Below are 21947 nucleotides of genomic sequence, written 5' to 3' on the forward strand. Positions count from 1 at the left end.
GCCCGGCTAGCCTTCCTCGTCGGTGAAACCGGGCGCCCCGGAGGAGCCGGCCCGCGACGGAAACCAACCGAACGACGAGCCCCTGGCCAACGACTCGGAGGTACCCCCGAAATCCCGGAGCCGGGCCCCGTCCGGATCCGCGTCGCCCGCCCCCAGCAGGCTCCGGGTCAAGTCCGAACCGGCGGACATCAGTTCATCCACTGCCGCTTCCAGGTCGGCATCTCCCACCTCGCGGTCCTCCAGCGCCGCGGCCAGCACTGCGCGACGGACCAGCTCCTTGGTGAAGGATGCTGTGTTTCCCGCGGTCTCCGCCGCCGCATGCTCGCTGGCCTCCGCCGAGAACCCCAGGGGTCCCGCGTAGAGCTCCAGCAGCGCGCGCCGCTCGTCCTGGCCTGGCAGGGGGATCTCCACGGCCAGGTCCACGCGTCCGGGGCGCTGGGCCAGTGCCCGCTCCAGGGACTCCACCCGGTTGGTCGTCAGCACGAACGCGACGTCCGCATCGGCATCCAGCCCGTCCATCGCCTCCAGCAGTTCGAAGAGCAGCGGCTGTGATCCCGGGCCGAAGCCCCGGTCCTCGGCAACCAGGTCGCAGTCCTCGAGCACGACGATGGCCGGCTGCAGGGCCTGCGCCATCCGGGCTGCCTCCGCGACCAGGGCAAGGGACCCGGCGGAGAGCAGGATCGCGGTGGCCCCTGCGGACCGGGACAGCAGATAGCGGACCGTATGGGTCTTTCCGGTACCGGGCGGACCGTAGAGCAGCACCCCGCGCTTGAGGTGCTGGCCGGCCCGCCGCATGGCCTCGCGGCGCAGGCCCAGGTCGATGACCTGGTGCCGGACTTTCTCCAGCAGCCCCGGCGGGAGGATGAGGTCCTCCGCCGGCAGCTGAGGGCGGTGGTGGAAGGTCACCCCGCCGGTCGTCGGTTCGAATTCGTTGGCCGTGAAGGAGACGACGTGTCCGCGGTAGATGCTCTGCGTGCGCAGCCCCTCCCGGAACTAGGCGCTGAACGCGTCGACCCGGTCCGGGTCCCCACCGAGGATCTCGAGGCCGGCGGACACGCGGCCAAACTGCGGGTTGGCTCCCCGAAGCCACACCGCAAGCCGGCCGAACACCCCGTCCACCAGGAACAGCCCGTCATCGATGATGCGGCGGCTCTCCGCCGGGCCCACCGCCACCGTCCGGTAGCCCGGCGCGGCGACAGGTGCCCGGTGGTACTGCCGGCTCTGCAACAGGTCAGCCAGCGACAGGTGATGCCGTTCCTCGGATCCCCACCCGATGATCCGGCGGATGCCCTCCACCCCGGCCAGGAGGATCGATGCGTCGGCCAGCCGGTGTGCCCCGAATTCCTCCAGCACCCCCGGTATCCCGGCGGCGTCCTGGCCGAGGTGCTCGGCCAGGGCTTCCCAGAGCTGTTCGCCCTGGTGGTCCGCCGGGCGTGCTGCGGCGGCATCTGCCAGCCGGGCGAAGTTCTCCAGGAACTGCTCGAGGTGTCGGTCCATGCGTGGATCCTAGCAGCGCCCGCCGGACCGGCACCGGTCAGGGCAGCAGCGCGACCAGGGGTTCGGCCCGGTGCCGGGCGATCTCGACAATCGGGACCACGAGCCCCACGAAGGCATACAGCGAGATGGGCACGCAGAGCAGCCACTCCCGCCACGAACCTGCCCGGCCGAGCACGGGAACCGCCAGCCGCCCGCTGCGCTTCCACACCTGCCGCAACAGCGGAACCCGCCGGACGCGCCGCGGAGCCCTGATGCGCACCGGCCAGATGAGGTTGCACCCGCCCACCGTGAGCAGGTCGCCGGCGATGTGCGTCGCGGTGCCCAGCAGCATCGCCAGCACGAACCAGTACTGCTCCTCCGGGGCGAACAGCGCCACGAAGGCCCCGGCCGGGACCGAGACCAGCCAGGGCAGCCGGCGCATGGAATCGGGGATGAACTTCAGCGCCTTCACCGCGAAGGCGATCAGCAGCACCGCCGACAGCCCGGCCCCGGGGAAGACCGTGCCGAACCGCGGGACCTCGATCTGCCAGAGTCCCAGCAGGTAGGCCAGGCCCGTGAACACCGCGATCCCGAACAGCGAATGCGTCCCGTTGCGGTGCCCGCCGGCCACCTCGCCGATTCCCGCACAGAAGGCGTTGGAGACCGGTGGCAGCGATTGGGCGATGGTGGCGCGCCGGTGGTCGGCATCGGGCAACAGGGCGGCCCCGGCACAGGCCAGTGCACCGGCCAGGACGCCGGCCGGCGTCACCTCCAGCAGGCCGAACCCCAGCGGCAGCTCGGCCGGCAGGAACGCGAACCGGTCGGCCAGCGGCCCCAGGGCCAGCACCGGCTGTGTGGTGGCGGCAATCCATACGGCCGCGCCGCTGGCGGCATGGTGTCCTCCCATCATGGGCGGTGCTCTCTTTTCGCTCGATGGGGCGTCTCGGCGGGGCCGGCGACCATCCTCCTGCGGGGGCCACCGCGCCTACCCACCCTAGGCAACGGGGCCGACAGGTGGGCGCCGCCACGCGTCGCCACGGCCGGTAGTGTTGGTCACATGACCGCACTGATGCACCGCGTGGAAAACACCCATGAGTTCCGCGGCCTGCGGGCCACCGGACACCATTTCACCGTCCCACTGGACCATGCCCGTCCGGACGGCGAGACCATCACCGTCTTCGCCCGGGAGATCTCCTCGCTGGACCATGACACCCCGGACGCCCTGCCGTGGCTGCTGTTCCTGCAGGGCGGCCCTGGCGGCCAGAGCCCCCGCGTGTCCAGCCTGACCGGGTGGATGGCCGAAGCGGCCAAGACGTTCCGCATCCTGCTGCTGGACCAGCGCGGCACCGGGCTGAGCACCCCGGCCAACCGGCAGTCGCTGCCGCTACGCGGAGACGCGGCGGCCCAGGCGTCCTACCTGGCGCATTTCCGCGCGGACTCCATCGTGCGCGACGCCGAGGCCATCCGGGACGCGCTGGGCATCACCACCTGGAGCACCTTCGGCCAGAGCTATGGCGGGTTCTGCACGCTGGCCTATTTGTCCCTGGCCCCCGCCTCGCTGGACCGCTGCCTCGTCACCGGCGGCCTCGGTCCGATCGACGGCGGCCCGGAGGAGGTCTACCGGGCCACCTACGCGCGCATGGCCGCCCGGAACGCCGAGTATTTCGAACGCTACCCGGAGGACCGCATCGTCCTGAACCGGATCATGCGCCATGTCGAGCAGGAACACGAGCACCTGCCCAACGGTCGTCGCATCACCGGCGGGCTCGTCCAGGTCCTGGGCCAGTTCCTCGGCGGGAACACCCGCATGGACCAGCTGCACTTCGTCTTCGAGGCGGCCTTCATCCCCACGCCCGCCGGACCGCGGCTCTCGGACGCCTTCACCGAGGTCCTCGCCCACCAGGTGAGCCGCGCGGCGAATCCCCTGTACGCGCTCATGCACGAATCGATCTACGCGCAGGGCCGGGCCACCCGCTGGGCGGCCGAACGCGTCGCCGCCGAATACCCGGCGTTCGACCCGGCCTCCGCCGAGCCGCTGCTCACCGGGGAGATGGTCTACCGCTGGTACTTCGAGGACGACCCGGTCCTGCGCCCGTTGGAGGACGTGGCCCGCATCCTCGCCGAACGCGAGGATTGGCCTGCCCTGTACGACGCCGGTGTCCTCGCCTCCAACCCGGTGCCGGTGGCCGCCGCGGTCTACCACGACGATGTGTACGTCGACCGGGACATCAGCCTGGCCACGGCCTCCAGGGTCCGCGGCCTGCGGGTCTGGGAGACGGCTGATTTCCACCACGACGGCATCGCGGACGACGGGGCGGCGATCTTCGCCCGGCTGCTGGGCATGACCGACGCCGAGGACGCGGCCACGCCGGAGCCAGCCGACGGCTGACCTACCGGCGCTCTGCCATGCCGGCCGCCCTCCCCCGGCGCGGCTGCAGCAGGGCGTACGCGGCGACCAGCAGGACCACCACCAGGCAGCCCAGCCCGAGGCCGCGGAATCCGATGAGCGCCAGCACGAACCCGGAACCCGCTGCGCCGAGGGCACCGGCAGCACCCATCAAGGCGTCGGAGAGGCCCTGGACCTGCACCCGGTGCCCCGGCGCCACGCTTTCGGAGACATAGGCCGAACCGGCGATTGTCGCCAGCGACCAACCCACCCCGAGCAGCACCAGGCCGACGGTCACGGTCCAGGTGTGGGACGCGCCGAGTCCTGCCGTGAGCAGGGCGGCGACCAACACGGCGTCGCCCACGAGCATCGTGGCGATCCGGCCGCGCCGGTCGGCCAGCAGCCCGACCAACGGGGACAGCGCATACATTCCGGCAATGTGCAGCGAGATGGTGAATCCAATCAGCACCAGCACGTTCAGGCTCGCATGGTGGCCGGCCATCGAGCCGGCGTGGCCTCCAGCCGCGAGGGCGTCGAGGTCCTTCAAATGCACCGGGGTCATGGACATCACGGCGACCATGACCAGGTGGGACGCGGTGATGGTCAGCACCCCGAGCCGGGCGCCGCGGTTGCGGTGCAGGACCGCCAGTCCGCCGCGGATGGTCGACGGGCCGGTGCCCCGGGGTTCCGCCAGGTCTCCGGAGGCGTGCACGAACGCCAGGGGATCCGGGCGGAGCCCGATGTTGAGCACGACGACGGAGAGCAGCATCCCGGTGAGCGAGAACAGGAAGGGCCCGCTCATCTCGGGCAGGCCGAAACGCGTTCCGAGGACCGCACCCGGCCCAATGAGGTTGGGTCCGGTGACCGCGCCGATCGTGATCGCCCAGACCACCAAAGCCAGATCGCGGGCCCGGCTGCGGGGTTCGGCGAGATCCGTTGCGGCGAAACGGGCCTGCAGGTTGGCAGCGTTCCCCACCCCCAACAGCGCGGCGGAGGCCAGGAGCAGGCCGAAGCTCCCGGCGATCGGGGTCAGGACCATGCCGATCGCGCCGAGGGCCGCGAGCAGCAGCCCGGCAGACAGGGCACGGCCTCGTCCCCTGCGGATGGCCAGGCCAGCCAGAGGCAGGGCGGTGAGTGCGCCGGCGACGGAGATCGCCATGGTCGGGGCGCCGGCGAAGGCATTGCTTCCGGTCAGCTCCACGGCCATCAGCGATCCCAGGGCCAGCCCGGATCCGTTGCCGATGCCGCTGAGCAGCTGCGCGAGCGACAAGGTGACGACCACCCGGCGCTGGTGCCGGCGGCGCACTGCCTCGGCTGCTAGCGGGGTGGCGGAAGGGTGTGTCACCCGAGCAGCCTACCCAATGGGCCCTGCTCCTGCAGGGCGGCACCCACGCCGAGGGCCCGGGCAGGTGCCCGGGCCCTCGGCCCTGTGGGATCGTCGCGTTGGAAGCCGGCAGCGAGCGCCTAAGCGCGGTTCTCGGGGTCGTCGCCGGGGTGCGACTCGGCTGCGGCCTGCTGCTGGGCCTCGGCTGCGGCCCGCTTGCCCTTGGGGCTGAGCAGGCTGGCCACCGTGGCGATCACGAGCGTGCCGACGATGACGATCAGCGAGAAGCCCGTGCTGATGTCGGGCACCCAGTGGATCCCCTCGCCGCCGTTGATGAACGGCAGTTCGTTCTCGTGCATCGCGTGGAAGATCAGCTTGACGCCGATGAACGCCAGGATGATCGAAAGTGCGTGCTTGAGGAAGACCAGGCGTTCCATGAGCCCGCCCAGCAGGAAGTACAGCTGGCGCAACCCCATGAGGGCGAAGATGTTGGCCGTGAAGACGATGAACGCACTCTGCGTCAGGCCGAAGATGGCCGGGATCGAGTCGACGGCGAAGAGCAGGTCGGTCATGCCGATCGTGATGAAGACGAGCACCATCGGCGTGAACATCTTCTTGCCGTCGATCGTGGTGCGCAGGTTGTTGCCGTCGTAGTCCTTGCTGACCGGCAGCTTCGCGGTCAGCCGGGCCACGAGGCCGCTTTCGCCTTCCTCGTCCTCGTCGTCGCTGTCGGTGGCCTGCTTCCAGGCGGTCCACAGCAGGAAGATGCCGAAGATGTAGAAGATCCAGGTCAGGTTCTCGATGAGGGCGGCACCGAGCAGGATGAAGATCCCGCGCAGGATGAGCGCGATGATGATGCCGAACATCAGCACTTCCTGCTGGTATTTCCGCGGTACCGAGAACCGGGCCATGATGATGATGAACACGAACAGGTTGTCCACGCTCAGGCTGTATTCGGTGATCCAGCCGGCCACGAATTCCTGGCCGTAGGCTGGGCCGGCCTGCCACCACAGCAGTCCGGCGAAGATGATCGCCAGGGTCACGTAGAAGCCGACCCACAGGCCGGCTTCCTTCATGGACGGTTCATGGGGTCGCTTGACCACGTACAGCAGGTCGAAGAGCAGGATCAGGCCCAGGGCCACGAACGAGATGACTTCGAATTGGATTGTCAGGTGTTCCGACACGGTAACCTTTCCGGGCGCGCTCGGCGCCGGCTGGGGAAATGGGGCATGGCCGCAAGTCTCTCCGCCGCCCGGCAGCCGGGTCGGCCACTGTGCCCGGCGGGGCAACAGTGCCCTGCGTGCTGACGTCCACAGTGTTTGGGATACTCCCCTACGTTCGGGAAGATCCTACCGCATCCCCTACGCGTGGCCCGCCTGTTGCATCTGGCGCAATTCCTTCTTCAGGTCCCCGACCTCGTCGCGCAACCGGGCGGCCAGCTCGAACTGGAGCTCGGCGGCGGCACCGTGCATCTGATCCGTCAACTGCGTGATCAGGTCCACGAGGTCCTCGGCCGGCACGGCGGCCAGTCCATCGCTGCGGACCTCGCTCTCGGCCTTGCGGGTCTTCGAGGTCGACTTGCGGGCGCCCTTGGCCAACCGCTGGTTGTTCAGCAGTTCCTGCGTGTCCGCATCCTCACGGGCGAGCTGGTCGGTGATGTCGGCGATCTTCTTGCGCAGCGGCATCGGGTCCACGCCGCGTTCGGTGTTGTAGGCCTCCTGGATGGCGCGCCGCCGGTTTGTCTCCTCGATGGCATGGGCCATGGAATCGGTGATGCGGTCCGCATACATGTGCACCTGCCCCGAGACGTTGCGGGCGGCACGACCGATGGTCTGGATCAGCGAGGTGCCCGAGCGCAGGAAGCCCTCCTTGTCGGCGTCGAGGATCGCGACCAGCGAGACCTCGGGCAGGTCGAGGCCCTCACGGAGCAGGTTGATGCCCACGAGCACGTCGAAGACACCCATCCGCAGCTCGCGCAGCAGCTCCACCCGGCGCAACGTGTCGACGTCGGAGTGCAGGTACTGGACCTTGACGCCGTGCTCGGTCAGGTAGTCGGTCAGGTCCTCGGCCATCCGCTTGGTCAGGGTCGTGACCAGCACGCGCTCGTTGTTGCCGGTCCGGGTCCGGATCTCGTCGAGCAGGTCGTCGATTTGGCCCTTGGTCGGCTTGACCACGATCTCGGGATCCAGCAGGCCGGTCGGACGGATGATCTGCTGCACGACGCCATCGGACTTTCCCAGCTCGTACTTGCCCGGCGTGGCCGAAAGGTAGACGGTTTGGCCGATGCGCTCGAGGAACTCGTCCCATTTCAGCGGCCGGTTGTCCATGGCCGACGGCAGCCGGAAGCCGTGCTCCACCAGGGTGCGCTTGCGCGACATGTCCCCCTCGTACATCGCCCCGATCTGCGGGATGGTCACGTGCGATTCGTCGACGACGAGCAGGAAGTCGTCGGGGAAGTAGTCCAGCAGGCAGTGCGGCGCGGTGCCGGGTCCGCGGCCGTCGATATGCCGGGAGTAGTTCTCGATGCCGTTGCAGAAACCCATCTGCTGCATCATCTCGAGGTCGTACGTGGTGCGCATGCGCAGCCGCTGGGCCTCGACGAGCTTGTTCTGCCCCTCGAGCTCGTTCAGCCGCACGCGCAGTTCGTCCTCGATGTCGGTGATGGCCCGGTTCATCCGCTCCGGCCCGGCCACGTAGTGGCTGGCGGGGAAGACGTACATCTCCTCCTCCTCGCGGATCACGTCCCCGGTGAGCGGGTGGAGCGTGTGGATCTGCTCGATCTCGTCGCCGAAGAACTCGATGCGCAGCGCCTGCTCCTCGTACATCGGGATGATCTCCACGGTGTCCCCCCGCACCCGGAAGGTCCCGCGGTGGAAGTCCATGTCGTTGCGCGCGTACTGCATGGAGACAAACTTGCGCAGCAGGTCATCGCGGTTCATCTCCATCCCCTTGCGCAGGGTCACCATCCCGGCGACGTATTCCTCCGGCGTGCCCAGGCCGTAGATGCAGGAGACCGTGGCGACGACGATGACGTCGCGGCGGGTCAGCAGCGTATTCGTGGCCGAGTGCCGCAGGCGTTCGACCTCCTCGTTGATGGAGGAATCCTTCTCGATGAACGTATCGGTCTGCGGGACGTACGCCTCGGGCTGGTAGTAGTCGTAGTAGGAAACGAAGTACTCGACGGCGTTGTTGGGCAGCAATTCGCGGAACTCATTGGCCAGCTGGGCGGCCAGCGTCTTGTTCTGCACCAGCACGAGCGTGGGCCGCTGGATCTTCTCGATCAGCCACGCGGTCGTCGCGCTCTTGCCGGTACCGGTGGCACCGAGCAGGACCACGTCCTTCTCGCCGCCGTTGACCCGTTCCGCCAGTTCCTTGATGGCTTGGGGCTGGTCGCCCGCCGGCTCGTAGTCGCTGATGACCTCGAACGGGGCGACGACACGGTTGATCTCCTGCGCAAGACTCATGGATCTAGGCTACGCCCCGTGCCCGACGGTCGGGGCAGCTCCCGCCCACGGCTTAACCGGGTGCTGGCAGGGCACGACGGCGCAGCTCACTTGCGCGGGCGCTCCCGCGGTGCGCGCCCGGCCGGGGGATCGAGGAAGCCGCTGTGCTCGAAGCGGCCGAGGATGGCCCCGACCATCTGCTGGGCGAAAACCACGCAGCCGCCCAGCGCCAGCACGATGCCCGCCAGGGTGATCCACGCCGGGACGAGCACGTGCCAGCTCCACGGGGCAGTGCCGGTGGTGAACTCGGCACGGCCCCCGGCAGCCAGCCACAGGACGATCGCCACGGCCCACAGCACGCCGGTGGAGATGAACAGCCAGGTGACCCACCTCATCCCGTCGCCGAAGCGGTAGCCGACCGGCGCCCCGTTCACGGTTGCCGGCCGGAAGCCGTCTGGCCGGAAGGCGTCTCGTCGATGCGCTCCTGGCCGGAAGGCGTCTCGTCGGAGGGTGTCTGGTCGGTGCGCTCCCCGTCGGAGGACTCCAGCTCGCAGGCGTCGGCCGCTGCGAGGGCGGCAGGCAGCAGCCGGGCATTCCAGAGGTCGTCGACGGCGGCGAGCAGTTCCGCCGTCGTCCCGGAGTTGTGAAGCACGACGTGGCTGATGGCGGCGCGTTCCTCGTCGGTGGCCTGCGCCGCGATGCGTGCCGCGGCATCTGCGGCATCCATCCCCCGGTCCTGGACCATCCGCCGGATCCGTTCGTGCTCCGGGGCCTGGACGGTGACGACCACGTCGAAGGAGCCGGCCTGGCCGCTTTCGGCCAGCAACGGGATGTCCTGCACCAGGACCACGGGTGCCCGGGGCGCCTCCGCCGCTGCCGCCTGCCCGCGGATCCGCGCCGCCTCGGCACGGACCAGCGGGTGGACGATGCCGTTCAGGCGCTCGCGGGCCGCGGCGTCGGCAAACACGATGCGCCCAAGCCCCGGCCGGTCGAGCCGCCCCTCCGCGTCCAGCAGTTCGGCGCCGAACGCGTCCACGATGGCTGCCAGGCCCGCAGACCCGGGTTCGACCACCTGGCGGGCCAGGGCATCGGCGTCGATGAGCACGGCGCCGAGCTCCACCAGCCGGGCGGCAACGGCCGATTTGCCTGCGGCGATCCCGCCGGTCAGTCCCACGTCAAGCATGTCTCCAGTCTAGGGGCAGCGTGGCACCGGGCGTGGGGCGGCGGTCCGGCCGCTCCGTCTAGACTGGTGGGATGCCCGGGCCCACCTCCTCGACCGTCGAGTACACGACCGTCGCCGCCGAGCATGTCCACGAGCTCGAGGTCAAGCGCTCCCGGTTCATCGCCTACCTGTTCCGCACCGCCGACGAGGACGCCGCGCGTACGGCCATCGCCGAGTTGCGCCGACGCCGCCATGACGCCCGGCACCACTGCTCGGCGTTCCTGCTGGGACCGGACCGCGACGTCCAGCGCAGCAACGACGACGGCGAGCCCTCCGGGACCGCGGGCCTGCCGATGCTCGAGGCGCTGGCCAAGCGGGAGTGCCCCACCGGGCGGGCCGACCTGTCCGACACCACGGCCGTCGTCGTGCGCTATTTCGGGGGCGTCCTGCTCGGGGCCGGCGGCCTGGTCCGGGCCTATTCCCAGGCCGTGTCCTCCGCCCTGGACGGTGCACCGCTGGTCCGTCGCCGGCGGATGGCGCTGTTCACCGTCGAGGCGGCCCACGCGGACGCCGGGCGTTTGGAAAACGAGCTCCGTTCCGGCGGAACCACGGTCCTGGGCACCGACTACGGCCCCCGGGCGGCCACGTTGCGCCTCGCAGTGCCCGACGGCCCGGCCGTCGCCGACGGGATCGCCGCCCGGCTCGCGACCCTGACGGCGGGGACCTGCACCGCGGTCGCCGCCGGGACGGCCTGGGTCGACACGCCCGGTGGGGTCGTGCCGTGAGCGCTTTTGATCCCTCGGGCCTGCGTCGCTGGCCGGACATCGAGTCCCCCGAGCTCCAGGCACACGACGGCGCCGACCTCCTGCTGCTCGACGCCGCCGTCGAGTCCCGCCTGCTGCCCGGCGCCGTCGGTTCCGTCGTGGTGGTCGATGACCACTACGGCGCACTGACCCTCGGCGTGCGGGCGCACGGGGCCACGGGCGTCCGGGTGCACCAGGACCGGCTCTCGGGTGAACGCGCGCTGGATGCCAACGCCGGACGGCTGGGGCTGGAATCCGGCGGATACGTCCATCAGCCGCTGGGTCCTGGCCTGTTTGCCGGGGCGACGCTGGTGCTGCTGCAGCTGCCGCGCTCGCTCAACGCCCTCGAGGAGATCGCCGACCTGGTGGCCCAGCACGCCGACCCGTCGGTGGTGCTGCTGGCCGGCGGACGGGTCAAGCACATGAACCTGGCAATGAACCAGGTCCTGGCCCGCTACTTCGACACGGTGGCGGCCAGCCGCGCGGCACACAAGTCCCGGGTCCTCACCGCCACCGGCAGTCGCCCGGCAGCGGCCCTGCCGGCGCCCCGCTTCCCGCTGGCCTCCGAGTACGACGTCGGGCTGCCGCAACCACTGCGGCTGCGCGCCTTCGGGGCCACCTTCGGCGGGGCGAAGCTGGATCCTGGTACCCGTTTCCTGCTGCCGCTGCTGGCCGGTGCCCGCGACGCCGCCTCCGCCGTCGACTTGGGCTGCGGCAACGGCACGATCGCCACCTACCTGGCCCTGGCCCGTCCAGGACTGCAGGTCCTGGCCTGCGACCAGTCCGCTTCGGCCGTGGCGTCGACGCGGGCGACGGCCGCGGCCAATGGCGTCGGCGACCGGGTGGAGGCCACCCGCGATGATGCCCTGTCCGCGCTCCCGGATTCCTCCCGCGAGCTCGTGGTGCTGAACCCGCCCTTCCATGTGGGCAATGCCGTCCATGCGGGCATCGCGCTGAAGCTGATCGCCGACGCCGGACGGGTACTGGCCCCAGGCGGCGAGTTGTGGTGCGTCTGGAATTCGCATCTGGGCTACCGGGGACACCTGCAGCGGCTGGTCGGCCCGACCCGCCAGGTGGCCCGGAACCCGAAGTTCACCGTCACGGTCTCGACCCGCGGGTAGCCACCCCGGCCGAGATCAGTGCGCTTCGGTGGCGGATCGTGTCAGCAGGCCCGCGGCGTCGGGCCAGCCAACGCGTACGCGTCGGCCATAGATGCCGGCTTTGGCCAGATCCCCGTGGGCGACGACGATGCCGTCGGGCGAGGCCTCGAGGATCACCACGCCATCACGCAAGTCGTCCGCGACGCCGCGCAGCGTCCAGCGCCCGGCGAGCTCGGAGATGCCGCGCTCGATCAACAGGTCCTCGGCCTCCATGAATTCCGCCGGGCCGCCCACGGGGTGGCCGAGCAGGTTGCGTGGCTGGACGAGTCCGTAGTCGGCGGTCACCGGTTCCAGGTAGCCGACGGTTTCCCCGTCCTCGCGGGTGGTCGGGATCCATCCCGAGGTGTCCATGCCATCTCCTCGCGTCCGCGGACCGCCGGTGGCGGGTCCTGTGGTTAAAAAGGGCCGAGGCCCACACACGCGTGGTGTGTGGACCCCGGCGAGGCAAAGCCCCGGCGCGAACGCTGGAGACTAGTTGCCGGTGAGCTTCTCGCGCAGTGCGGCGAGGGCCTCGTCCGAAGCCAGCGTGCCGGCCTCGGGGGCCGGGGCCTCCGAGGAGTAGCTCGTGGAGGCGGACTCGGTCGATGCGCCTTCGGCGGGCGCGGCGTCCTGTGCCAGGTGCTCGGCGACCTGCTTCTTGTGGGCTTCCCAACGGGTCTGGGCGTCGGCGTACTGCTGCTCCCAGTTGGCACGCTGGGTCTCGAAGCCTTCGAGCCACTCGTTGGTCTCCGGGTCGAAGCCCTCGGGGTACTTGTAGTTGCCCTCTTCGTCGTACTCGGCGGCCATGCCGTACAGCGCCGGGTCGAACTCGGTGCCCTCGGGATCGACGCCCTCGTTGGCCTGCTTCAGCGAGAGGCTGATGCGGCGGCGCTCGAGGTCGATGTCGATGACCTTCACGAACAGCTCGTCACCGACGGAGACGACCTGCTCGGCCAGCTCGACGTGGCGCACGGCCAGCTCAGAGATGTGCACGAGGCCCTCGATGCCGTCTTCGACGCGGACGAATGCACCGAACGGAACCAGCTTGGTGACCTTGCCGGGCACAACCTGGCCCAGGGCGTGCGTGCGGGCGAAGGTCTGCCACGGATCTTCCTGGGTCGCCTTCAGCGACAGGGAGACGCGCTCGCGGTCCAGGTCGACCTCGAGGACCTCGACGGTGACTTCCTGGCCGACCTCGACAACCTCGTTCGGGTGGTCGATGTGCTTCCAGGACAGCTCGGAGACGTGCACCAGGCCGTCGACGCCACCCAGGTCCACGAAGGCACCGAAGTTGACGATGGAGGACACGACGCCGGGGCGGACCTGGCCCTTTTCCAGCTTGTTGAGGAACGTGGAGCGGACCTCGGACTGGGTCTGCTCGAGCCAGGCACGGCGGGACAGGACCACGTTGTTGCGGTTCTTGTCCAGCTCAATGATCTTGGCTTCGATTTCCTGGCCGATGTACGGGGCCAGGTCGCGCACGCGGCGCATCTCGACCAGCGATGCCGGCAGGAAGCCGCGCAGGCCGATGTCGAGGATGAGGCCACCCTTGACCACCTCGATGACGGTGCCGGTGACGACGCCGTCCTCTTCCTTGATCTTCTCGATGTCGCCCCAGGCACGCTCGTACTGTGCGCGCTTCTTGGACAGGATCAGGCGGCCTTCCTTGTCCTCCTTGGTGAGGACGAGGGCTTCGACGTTGTCGCCGACGGCAACGACGTCACCGGGATCGACGTCGTGCTTGATGGAAAGCTCGCGGGAAGGAATGACACCCTCGGTCTTGTAACCGATGTCGAGCAGGACTTCGTCGCGGTCGACCTTGACGACGGTGCCCTCGACGAGGTCGCCATCGTTGAAGTACTTGATGGTGGCGTCGACGGCTGCGAGGAAGTCTTCAGCGGTCCCGATGTCGTTAATGGCGACCTGCGGGGTACCGGTCTTCTCGTTGGAGGTGATGGTCATGTAGTAGGGGCTCCGATGTGGATAGATTGCGTCAGTCGAAGGGCCGGAAGTCCCGGCATGCTCCGAAGGTGGAACTGAAATTGTTGCGACGCAGGGCATGGAACACCCCAGCAGTCACCACTTGAGTTTAGTCCCCCGATTGGCAGCCGGTCAAAACGCCGGCGAGGGCGCAACATCCGGGTCCGGGCGGGGCTAGAAACCGTTGATGGCGTAGGGGGCACCGGCCAGGTCGAGCACTCGTTCGGCACGGGCCAGGGCCTCTGCCGAAGCCGCCTGGATCCGCCCCGCCTCTACGAGTGTCCGCACTCCCGTGCCGCCGAGGTACAGCGAACCGAGCAGGGCGATGTCGAGCTCCAGGTCGGCCGGGGTGCCGGCCTCGTCGACGACGTCCACGCTGGCCACTCCCCCCTCGACGGCCAGCTCGTACGTTCCCTCGGCGTAGCCGAGCGGATCGAGGACCCGCAGGCGCAGCCTGCCGTCGGCCGCATACTCCCGGGCACGCAGCGCCGCGGGGACATCGATGATCCGCAGCCAGAGCAGGTCCTCGCGCTCGGTGACCGTGACGCGGCGGGGATCGTCCAACGACCACGGCAGCGGATCGTCGGGGGCGGCTGCCCCGTAGTCGATGCGCTCGACGAGGTCGTGGGCGCCGAGGTAGCGCCAGAGTTCCCGGCGTGCGGTCCCGGTGGCGGCCACCAGGTCACGGATTTTCATGGTGACCGGAGAGGTGTCCCATCCGGCAAAGGCATAGGTCAAAAAGCCCTGCGGTTCACCGGCGGCGTCGAGGTGGACCGCCGCCCGCAGCGTCGGGTCGTCCTTGACCGCGTCCGGGCCGACGCGTCCGGTGGCCCGCAGGGTGTAGGCATCCTGGCGTCCGATGGATCCACGGTGTGTGGCGTGGAAGCGCTCGAACAGGGCCGGGGCCAGTTCCTTCAAGGAGGCCGGGTCGACGGAGACGACCTGGCCCTCGGCCGGTGCCTGCACCGGCAGGCCGCCCTTGACGTCGACCCGGACCGAGTCCAACACCGTGGCCGGGCCGAAGCCGAACCGGCCGTAGATGGTGCCCTCGGAGGCGGTCAGCGCGGCGATCGGCAGGCCGGCGGCCCGGGCGCGTTCGAGCGAATCGGTCATCATCCGGCGCAGGATGCCGCGGCGGCGGTGGCTGGGGCGGACGGTGACGACGGTGATGAGGTGGCTCTCGACCAGGTTCCCGGCACCGGTGTTCAGGGTCTTGCGGAATTCGGCGAAGGTGGCCACCGGGATCGCGGCATCCAGCGACGGTGCGGGGGCATCGTCGTCGTACACGCCCAACAGCACGCGGCCGTCGACCTGGTAGGAGGCCGCCAGGCGGGCGACCTCGGGCGCGGTGTAGGGCTGCTCGTGGAAGCCGGTGCGCACGGCGCGGAACCAGTTGGCGGTGCGCTGGTCGGCGCAGGGTTCGCCGTCGCCGTCGACCGGGAGCAGTCCGGCGCCGAAGAGCTCGTGGCGCAGGTTGCCGGTGGTGTGGGTCGTGGTGTGCATCAGTGTGCGGCCTCCTGCCAGCTGTGGCCGGTACCGACCTGGACGTCGAGCGGGACCGAGAGGTCGGCCGCCGTTCCCATCTGTTCGCGCACGAGCGCGGTGACTGCCTCGAGTTCGCCGGGGGCGACCTCCAGGACGAGTTCGTCGTGGACCTGCAGCATCATCCGCGAGGCCAGCTGCTGCTCGCGCAGGCCGGCGTCGACGCCGAGCATGGCGCGTTTGATGATGTCCGCGGCGGAGCCCTGGATCGGGGCGTTCAGCGCGGCGCGTTCTGCCATGTCGCGCAGCTGCCGGTTGTCGCTGGCCAGGTCCGGCAGGTAGCGCCGGCGGCCCTCGATGGTGGAGGTGTAGCCGTCCTTGCGGGCCTGGTCGACCACGGAGCGCAGGTAGTCGCGGACGGCACCGAAGCGGGAGAAGTAGTCCTTCATCAGCCCGCGGGCCTCGTCGACGGGGACGTTCAGCTGCTTGGAGAGGCCGAAGGAGCTCAGCCCGTAGGCCAGGCCGTAGGACATGGCCTTGACCTTGGCGCGCATCTCCGCGGTGACGTCGGCCGGTTCGACGCCGAAGACGTGGGAGCCGACGAACCGGTGCAGGTCCTCGCCGTCCTTGAAGGCCTGGATGAGCGCCTCGTCGCCGGAGAGGTGGGCCATGATCCGCATCTCGATCTGCGAATAGTCGGCGGTCAGCAGGGTCTCGTAGCCCTCGCCGACGACGAATACCTCGCGGATCCGCCGCCCGGCCTCGCTGCGGACCGGGATGTTCTGCAGGTTGGGGTTCAGCGAGGACAACCGGCCGGTGGCGGCGACGGTCTGGGCGTAGGTGGTGTGGATCCGGCCGTCGTCGGCGAGGGCCTTCTGCAGCCCCTCGACGGTCTGGCGCAGCTTGGAGGCGTCGCGGTAGGCCATCAGGGCGGCGAGGAACGGGTGCCGCGTCTTCGCCAGCAGGTCGGCCAGGGAGTCGGCGTCGGTGGTGAAGCCGGTCTTGATCTTCTTGGTCCTGGGCAGGCCCAACTCCTCGAAGAGGACCACCTGCAACTGCTTCGGGGACCCGAGGTTCACCTCGTGGCCGATCGCCGCATAGGCCTCGGCGGTCGCGGTTTCCATGGTGGCCGCGAAGCCGTCCAGCAGGTCGGCCAGCCGCCCGGCGTCCACGGCGATCCCGATGCGTTCCATGTGCGCCAGCACGACCGACAGCGGCAGCTCCATGTCGGCCAGCAGGGTGCTGGCCCCGCGTTCGAAGACCTGTCCGGTCAGGTAGATGCTCAGTTCCCGCACGACATGGGCGGCACGGACCACCGCTGCATGGTTTCCCGGCCCCTCCAGGTCCAGGGCCAGCTGGCCGTCGCCGGCACCCGGTTCGGGCGAGAGCGAGATCCGCAGGTGGTGCTGGGCGATGTCGGCCAGTTCGTGGCTGCGGCGGTCGGGCTGGATGAGGTAGGCGGAGATCATCGTGTCGTCCACCACGGGCCCAAGCTCGATGCCCCGGGCGGCGAGCAGCTTGTAGCCGGCCTTGTAGTCGTGGATGGCCAACTTGTAGTCCGGTGTCCCCAGGATCCGTCCGAGGGTTGCCTCGGCGTCGGGGGCGAGCTGCTCCAGGTCCACGTAGCCGGTGGCGGACTCCGCGGCCAGGGCGATGCCGACCACGTCGTCGGAGCCGTCGCCGGAGCGGACCGTGTCCAGGTGCAGGCCGATGTTGTGGGCGCCGTGCTCGTGGAACCAGCCGTCCAGGGCGTCGGCGGAGCCGAGCAGGTCCGGCGCGGGGATCTCCATTTCCGGCTCCGGTTCGGCCTCATCCTCGCCGAAGAGGTCGAACAGGCGCTTGCGCAGGGTGTTGAACTGCAGCGAATCGAACAGGTCCTCGATCGCGTCGCGGTTCGGGTGCTCCAGTTCCAGCGCCTCGAGCCCGACGGGCAGGTCCAGGTCGGTGAGCAGGTGGTTCAGGCGCCGGTTGCGGCGCACGGCATCGACGTGTTCGCGCAGCGCATCGCCGACCTTGCCCTTAATGGCGTCGAGGTTCTCCAGCACGCCATCCAGCCCACCGTAGAGGTTGATCCACTTGGCGGCCGTCTTGGGTCCCACCCCCGGGACGCCGGGCAGGTTGTCGGCGGTCTCGCCCACCAGGGCGGCCAGGTCCGGATAGCGCTCCGGACGGACGAAGTACTTCTCCTCGACGGCGGCGATGTCCATCGGGGGGATGTCGGAGATGCCCTTCTTCGGGTACAGGACCGTGGTCTTCTCGGTGATCAGCTGGAAGGCGTCGCGGTCGCCCGAGACGACGAGCACGTCCCAGCCCTCGCCCTCGCCGGTGTGTGCCAGGGTGGCGATGATGTCGTCCGCCTCGAAGCCGTCCAGGGTGATGGACGGGATGTTCATGGCCTCCATGACCTTCTGGATGAGGTCGATCTGCCCGTAGAACTCCTCGGGCGTCTTGTTCCGCCCGCCCTTGTACTCGCTGTACTCCTGGGAGCGGAACGTGGGGGTGTCCAGGTCGAAGGCGACGGCGACGTGGGTCGGCTTGCGCTGTTCGATCATCTTGATGAGCATCGAGACGAAGCCGTAGACGGCGTTGGTGTGCTGGCCGGTGTCGGTGGCGAAGTTCTCCGCCGGAAGCGCGTAGAAGGCGCGGAAGGCCATCGAATGGCCGTCGATGACGAGCAGGCGCCGGGAGTCTGGGGCATCGTTTTTGGTTGCTGGGCTCACAGGTGCCAGCCTAGTTCCCATGACAGACAAATACACGATCGGCACGGCCGCCCCCGGGGCCGGGCACGACGCCGGGGTGAACCCCTTCGCGGACCAGCTCACCCGACATGGGGTGCCGGTGGGGATGTGGCCGATGCTCAGTGCGCACGGGGTCGGGACGTTGGTGGAGAAGCTGGGGATCGTGTTCACCGAGATCACCGTGGAGCGCGTGGTGGCGACCATGCCCGTGCAGGGCAACCAGCAGGTCGCCGGCATCCTGCACGGCGGGGCGAGCGTCGCGCTCGCCGAGACCCTGGGTTCCTTCGCCGCCGCGATGCACGCCGGCCCCACCCGACGCCCGGTCGGCCTGGACATCAACGCCACCCACCACCGGCCCGGCATCTCCGGACTGGTCACCGGGGTGTGCACGCCGATCCATCTGGGCCGGAGCACGACCGCGCACGAGATCACCATCGCCAACGAGGCCGGGCAGCGGGTCTGCACGGCCCGGATCACGAACATGCTGCTGGACCCCTCGTGACCGGTGACGGCGCGGCCCCGCCGTCACTGCCCTCGCCGCTTGCGGCCGCACGGCGGCGGATTCTCATCGTCGGGGTCACCGGATCGGGCAAGTCGACCTTGGCCGGGCAGCTCGGCCGCCACGCCGGGCTTCGGGTGCACCTGGCCGATGAGGAGATCGGCTGGCTGCCGGGTTGGGTCCAGCGCGACCCGGCCGAGCAGCGGAGGATGGCGCTGGAGCGGGCCGCAGCGCCGGAGTGGGTCTTCGACAGCGCCTACGGGCACTACCATCAGGAGCTCGCCGCACGGGCGGAGCTGATCGTCTGCCTGGACTATCCGCGGCTGGTCTCGCTGGGCCGGCTGGTCCTGCGCAGCCTGCGCCGCGTGACCCAGGCCGAGCCGGTCTGCAACGGGAACGTCGAGACCTGGGCCCAGCTGTTCTCCCGGGACTCCATCCTGCTCTGGCACGCCCGGTCGTTCGGCGGGAAACGGCAGCGGATGCGCTCCCTGCTGGAAACCTACGGGCCGCACAAGGTCCTCGTGTTCCGCTGCCCCCGGCAGACGGCACGGTGGCTGCGCGGCGTTAAAGCCACCGGCCGCGTCCCCGGATAGGCTCCGGGGACGCGGCCAGGGCCCGCGGCTACTTGGCTTTGCGCTTCTTCTTCGCCGAATCCAACACCAGTGCCAGGCCGATGCCGAGCATCCAGAAGTCCTTGGCCACGGCCGTGCCGTCGCTGGTCGGACGGATGCCGTCTTCGCGGGTCAGGCCCGGGGTCTTCAGGTACATCGTGACCATGGAGGCCGAGAAGGCCGTCAGGCCCAGGCCGGCCAGGCGGCTGGGGACGAACGGCAACAGCAGCGCCGTGCCCAAGGCGATTTCCGCCGCGCTGAGGAACTTTCCGAACTGCTCCGGATCCAGGTCCGCGAGCTGGGGGAACGCCGAGGCGCCCATCTTCTGCAGGCCGGCGGCGGATTCGCCGTCGATCTGGAGCTTGCCCACGCCGGAATTCAGGATGAAGGCACCGGTGGTCAGGCGCAATGGCAGGTGGCTGAGTTTCATGGGTCTTGTCCTTTCGCTGCGTACAAAGGTCCTCTTCGAGCCTATGGCCGCCGACTCCGCTGCGCCAGTCGTCGGTTAGCCCCCGGCGCGTCCGGGCGGTGGGGGCGGCGCCACGTCGTAGCGTGTCTCGCGCACCCCCTTGCCATAGTCGCGGGTCGAGGTTGGAGCCAGGGCCAGGGGTGCCCTGAGGCTGGCCAGCGGCCGTCCGCCACCCAATAGCACGGGGATGGTGAAGAGGACCAGCTCGTCCAGATGCCCGGCCTCGGCGAGTTGGCCTGCCAGTCCCCCGCCCCCGAGGACCCACACATCGCGGGTGCCTGCATCGGCGGCGATGTCCTCCACCCATTCGCCGACGTCACCACGGATGAACGTCAGGTCGGTCCCCGGCTCGGCGGCGAGCTCGCGGTGCGTGAAAACCCAGCAGGGAACCCCCGTATAGGGCCAGGGGTCGCCGGTGGCCCGCAGGTGGGCCGTGAGCCAGCGGTACGTGTCGGCGCCCATGACCAGGGAACCGATCTCCTTCAGGAAATCGGCCACCGGATCCCCGATCCCGGCATGGTAGTCGTCGTAGGCGAAGAGCCAGTCCAGCGAATCGTGCTCGTCGGCGATGTAGCCATCGACGCTGGCGGCCACAAGGTAGCGGAAGCGTGTCATGGGCCCATGCTGTCACATGGGACGCCGCAGGGCAGGAGTCGGCGTCAGTGTCCCCCGGATCCGCCGAGCTGGGGCACGATCAGGTAGATGCCCAGCAGCACGACGCAGCCGCAGAGGATGAAGCACGCGACGGCTCCACCCTTGGCGGTCGTTGCACCCCGGCCCCCATCCTCGGCAATGGCCTTCAGCCGCACGGCCAGGGAGTACAGCGTCACCAGCGACAACGAGGCGATGAGGGTGACGACGGTGACGGTCACGAACGAGAGCCATTGGATGTTCATCGGGTCCCCTCCGGGCCGTGGTTGTCGTCGCCGGGCGCGGCTCCGGTGGCGTTCCGGGCTGCGGAAGCCGACGGGGCCTTGTCCGGGCGGTCGGTCCGCGCGGTGTCCTTCGGTGCCTTGTTGTTCTTCTTCTTGGCCTCACGCACCATGCGATCGGCCTCGGCCCGCTCGGCTTCGCGCTGTTTCTTGCGCATCTTGCGGCGTTGCTTTTTGGTCGGGATGTTCACGGCGGCACCGGCCTCGTCGACGTCGGAGACCGCGTGGTGCGGGCCGATGACGTCCTTGCGCGAGAGCCACCAGATCAAGAGCACGACGCCGAAGCCGATGACGGCCACGAGGATGAGCCCCGGGGTACCCAGGTAGGTCAGGGCGGCGGCTGCGGCCCCGACGATGGCGGCGCTGGGAAGGGTGAACAGCCAGCCGGTGGCGATCCTGCCGGCGGTCCGCCATTGGACGGACGCGCCCTTGCGCCCCAGCCCGGAGCCGATGACGGATCCGGAGGCGACCTGGGTGGTCGAGAGGGCGAATCCCAGGTGGGAGGAGGCCAGGATGGCGGCCGCCGTGGAGGATTCGGCCGAGAACCCCTGGGCGGGCTTGACCTCGGTCAGGCCCTTTCCCATGGTGGCGATGATGCGCCACCCGCCGACGTAGGTCCCCAGCGCGATGGCCAAGGCGCAGGCGGCGATGACCCAGAAGTGGACATGCGTGCCGGACTCCTGGAGGCCCGAGGCCACCAGTGCGAGCGTGATGACGCCCATGGTCTTCTGCGCGTCATTGGTGCCGTGCGCCAGGGCCACCAGGGAGGAGGAGAAGATCTGGCCCACGCGGAAGCCCCCGCGTTTGGGCGAGGAGACCCCGGAGGGCCGCTTGGTGATCCCATAGGCCAGCTTGGTGCACAGGTAAGCGGCCAGGCCGGCTATCAACGGCGCGAGCAGCGCGGGGAGCAGGACCTTGGAGACCACGGTCCCGTAGTTCACCACCCCGAATCCCGCACCGACGATCGCCGCGCCGATCAGGCCACCGAAGAGTGCGTGCGAGGAGCTGGAAGGCAACCCCAGCAACCAAGTGAGCATGTTCCAGACAACTGCGCCCATGAGGCCCGCGAAGATGATGCCCGGGCCGATCGAGAATCCGCCTTCCCCCTCATGGAGCAGACCGCCCGAGATGGTCGTGGCGACCTCCGTCGAGAGGAAGGCACCCACCAGGTTCAGGACTGCGGCCAAGGCCACTGCGGTCTTCGGCTTGATGGCCCCGGTAGCGATCGGGGTCGCCATGGCGTTGGCCGTGTCATGGAAACCGTTGGTGAAGTCGAAGAACAGTGCCAATGCGATGACCAGGACAACGATGAGCGTGATTTCCATCAAGGAACCAATCTGGAGATGGCAGAGGTGCACAGGCAGTCCGCTGAAAGGCGTCCAACCAGGAATTCATTCCATGGTCACACGTTCGCTACCCGCGGCGCACCATTCATCATAGATGGGGCCGGGCAGCAGTCAATTCGACGAACCCCCACGACACCCTCAAGGTGTGCACGATCAC

General features: G+C 69.3%; 21 protein-coding genes. 5 read left to right on the plus strand and 16 right to left on the minus strand.

Annotated features, from left to right (window positions below; genetic code table 11):
* Positions 1-6 precede the first annotated feature (6 nt).
* The 3 genes from AB8M85_RS05335 to AB8M85_RS05345 form a co-directional block, all read right to left on the minus strand.
* Complete coding sequence (locus AB8M85_RS05335; RefSeq protein ID WP_372697753.1) at positions 7-906, minus strand: AAA family ATPase; 900 nt, start codon at positions 904-906, stop codon at positions 7-9.
* Between the two features lie 87 nt (positions 907-993).
* Positions 994-1497, minus strand: coding sequence for a hypothetical protein (locus tag AB8M85_RS05340; RefSeq protein ID WP_372697754.1), 504 nt, complete (start codon positions 1495-1497; stop codon positions 994-996).
* 37 nt (positions 1498-1534) lie between these two features.
* A complete protein-coding gene (locus AB8M85_RS05345) occupies positions 1535-2386 on the minus strand; it encodes a metal-dependent hydrolase (protein WP_372697755.1) in 852 nt (283 codons plus the stop codon).
* A gap of 147 nt (positions 2387-2533) precedes the next feature.
* On the opposite strand from AB8M85_RS05345, the gene AB8M85_RS05350 reads away from it, so the two are divergent.
* Positions 2534-3865 carry an alpha/beta fold hydrolase gene (locus AB8M85_RS05350; protein WP_372697756.1) on the plus strand — a complete coding sequence of 444 codons (1332 nt, stop codon included), beginning with the start codon at positions 2534-2536 and terminating at the stop codon, positions 3863-3865.
* 1 nt (position 3866) lies between these two features.
* On the opposite strand, the gene AB8M85_RS05355 is transcribed toward AB8M85_RS05350, so the two are convergent.
* The 5 genes from AB8M85_RS05355 to coaE all read right to left on the minus strand — a co-directional run bounded on the left by AB8M85_RS05355 (position 3867) and on the right by coaE (position 9812).
* The gene (locus AB8M85_RS05355; protein WP_372697757.1) at positions 3867-5207 is read right to left on the minus strand and encodes an MFS transporter; all 1341 of its coding nucleotides are present in this window, start codon (positions 5205-5207) and stop codon (positions 3867-3869) included.
* Positions 5208-5326: 119 nt separating this feature from the next.
* Positions 5327-6370, minus strand: coding sequence for a TerC/Alx family metal homeostasis membrane protein (locus tag AB8M85_RS05360; protein WP_372697758.1), 1044 nt, complete (start codon positions 6368-6370; stop codon positions 5327-5329).
* Positions 6371-6547: 177 nt separating this feature from the next.
* Positions 6548-8650 carry an excinuclease ABC subunit UvrB gene (uvrB, locus tag AB8M85_RS05365; protein ID WP_372697759.1) on the minus strand — a complete coding sequence of 701 codons (2103 nt, stop codon included), beginning with the start codon at positions 8648-8650 and terminating at the stop codon, positions 6548-6550.
* A gap of 86 nt (positions 8651-8736) precedes the next feature.
* The gene (locus AB8M85_RS05370; RefSeq protein WP_372697760.1) at positions 8737-9063 is read right to left on the minus strand and encodes a hypothetical protein; all 327 of its coding nucleotides are present in this window, start codon (positions 9061-9063) and stop codon (positions 8737-8739) included.
* Positions 9060-9812, minus strand: coding sequence for a dephospho-CoA kinase (gene coaE, locus AB8M85_RS05375; protein WP_372697761.1), 753 nt, complete (start codon positions 9810-9812; stop codon positions 9060-9062). Before coaE ends, AB8M85_RS05370 begins: the two co-directional genes overlap by 4 nt.
* Before the next feature lie 71 nt (positions 9813-9883).
* On the opposite strand from coaE, the gene AB8M85_RS05380 reads away from it, so the two are divergent.
* Both AB8M85_RS05380 and AB8M85_RS05385 read left to right on the plus strand, forming a co-directional pair.
* Positions 9884-10576: a YigZ family protein gene (locus tag AB8M85_RS05380; protein ID WP_372697762.1), complete on the plus strand. Its 693-nt coding sequence runs from the start codon at positions 9884-9886 to the stop codon at positions 10574-10576.
* A complete protein-coding gene (locus tag AB8M85_RS05385; RefSeq protein WP_372697763.1) occupies positions 10573-11715 on the plus strand; it encodes a class I SAM-dependent methyltransferase in 1143 nt (380 codons plus the stop codon). Before AB8M85_RS05380 ends, AB8M85_RS05385 begins: the two co-directional genes overlap by 4 nt.
* Before the next feature lie 15 nt (positions 11716-11730).
* Here the strand turns inward: AB8M85_RS05385 and AB8M85_RS05390 are convergent, their stop codons facing one another.
* The 4 genes from AB8M85_RS05390 to polA form a co-directional block, all read right to left on the minus strand.
* The gene (locus AB8M85_RS05390) at positions 11731-12105 is read right to left on the minus strand and encodes a hypothetical protein (protein ID WP_372697764.1); all 375 of its coding nucleotides are present in this window, start codon (positions 12103-12105) and stop codon (positions 11731-11733) included.
* 120 nt (positions 12106-12225) lie between these two features.
* Entirely contained in the window at positions 12226-13695 is a 1470-nt protein-coding gene (rpsA, locus tag AB8M85_RS05395; RefSeq protein WP_372697765.1) for a 30S ribosomal protein S1, read from the minus strand.
* A 192-nt stretch (positions 13696-13887) separates the two neighbouring features.
* A complete protein-coding gene (locus tag AB8M85_RS05400; protein ID WP_372697766.1) occupies positions 13888-15216 on the minus strand; it encodes a GNAT family N-acetyltransferase in 1329 nt (442 codons plus the stop codon).
* Positions 15216-17849: a DNA polymerase I gene (gene polA, locus AB8M85_RS05405; RefSeq protein WP_372698525.1), complete on the minus strand. Its 2634-nt coding sequence runs from the start codon at positions 17847-17849 to the stop codon at positions 15216-15218. Before polA ends, AB8M85_RS05400 begins: the two co-directional genes overlap by 1 nt.
* An 85-nt stretch (positions 17850-17934) precedes the next feature.
* On the opposite strand from polA, the gene AB8M85_RS05410 reads away from it, so the two are divergent.
* Entirely contained in the window at positions 17935-18435 is a 501-nt protein-coding gene (locus AB8M85_RS05410) for a hotdog fold thioesterase (RefSeq protein WP_372697767.1), read from the plus strand.
* Positions 18432-19025 carry an adenylate kinase gene (locus AB8M85_RS05415; protein ID WP_372697768.1) on the plus strand — a complete coding sequence of 198 codons (594 nt, stop codon included), beginning with the start codon at positions 18432-18434 and terminating at the stop codon, positions 19023-19025. Before AB8M85_RS05410 ends, AB8M85_RS05415 begins: the two co-directional genes overlap by 4 nt.
* Positions 19026-19053: 28 nt before the next feature.
* Here AB8M85_RS05415 and AB8M85_RS05420 read toward each other — a convergent pair whose 3' ends face one another.
* The 4 genes from AB8M85_RS05420 to AB8M85_RS05435 form a co-directional block, all read right to left on the minus strand.
* Positions 19054-19473 carry a hypothetical protein gene (locus AB8M85_RS05420; protein ID WP_372697769.1) on the minus strand — a complete coding sequence of 140 codons (420 nt, stop codon included), beginning with the start codon at positions 19471-19473 and terminating at the stop codon, positions 19054-19056.
* A gap of 75 nt (positions 19474-19548) precedes the next feature.
* On the minus strand, positions 19549-20127 hold the full coding sequence (locus tag AB8M85_RS05425; protein WP_372697770.1) for a dihydrofolate reductase family protein: 579 nt from the start codon (positions 20125-20127) through the stop codon (positions 19549-19551).
* A 44-nt stretch (positions 20128-20171) separates the two neighbouring features.
* Complete coding sequence (locus AB8M85_RS05430) at positions 20172-20408, minus strand: hypothetical protein (protein WP_372697771.1); 237 nt, start codon at positions 20406-20408, stop codon at positions 20172-20174.
* Complete coding sequence (locus AB8M85_RS05435; RefSeq protein WP_372697772.1) at positions 20405-21769, minus strand: anion permease; 1365 nt, start codon at positions 21767-21769, stop codon at positions 20405-20407. The genes AB8M85_RS05430 and AB8M85_RS05435 overlap by 4 nt, the downstream gene beginning before the upstream one ends.
* Positions 21770-21947 lie beyond the last annotated feature (178 nt).

It is taken from the genome of Arthrobacter sp. JSM 101049, from assembly GCF_041679245.1.
Classification (GTDB): Bacteria; Actinomycetota; Actinomycetes; order Actinomycetales; family Micrococcaceae; genus Arthrobacter_H.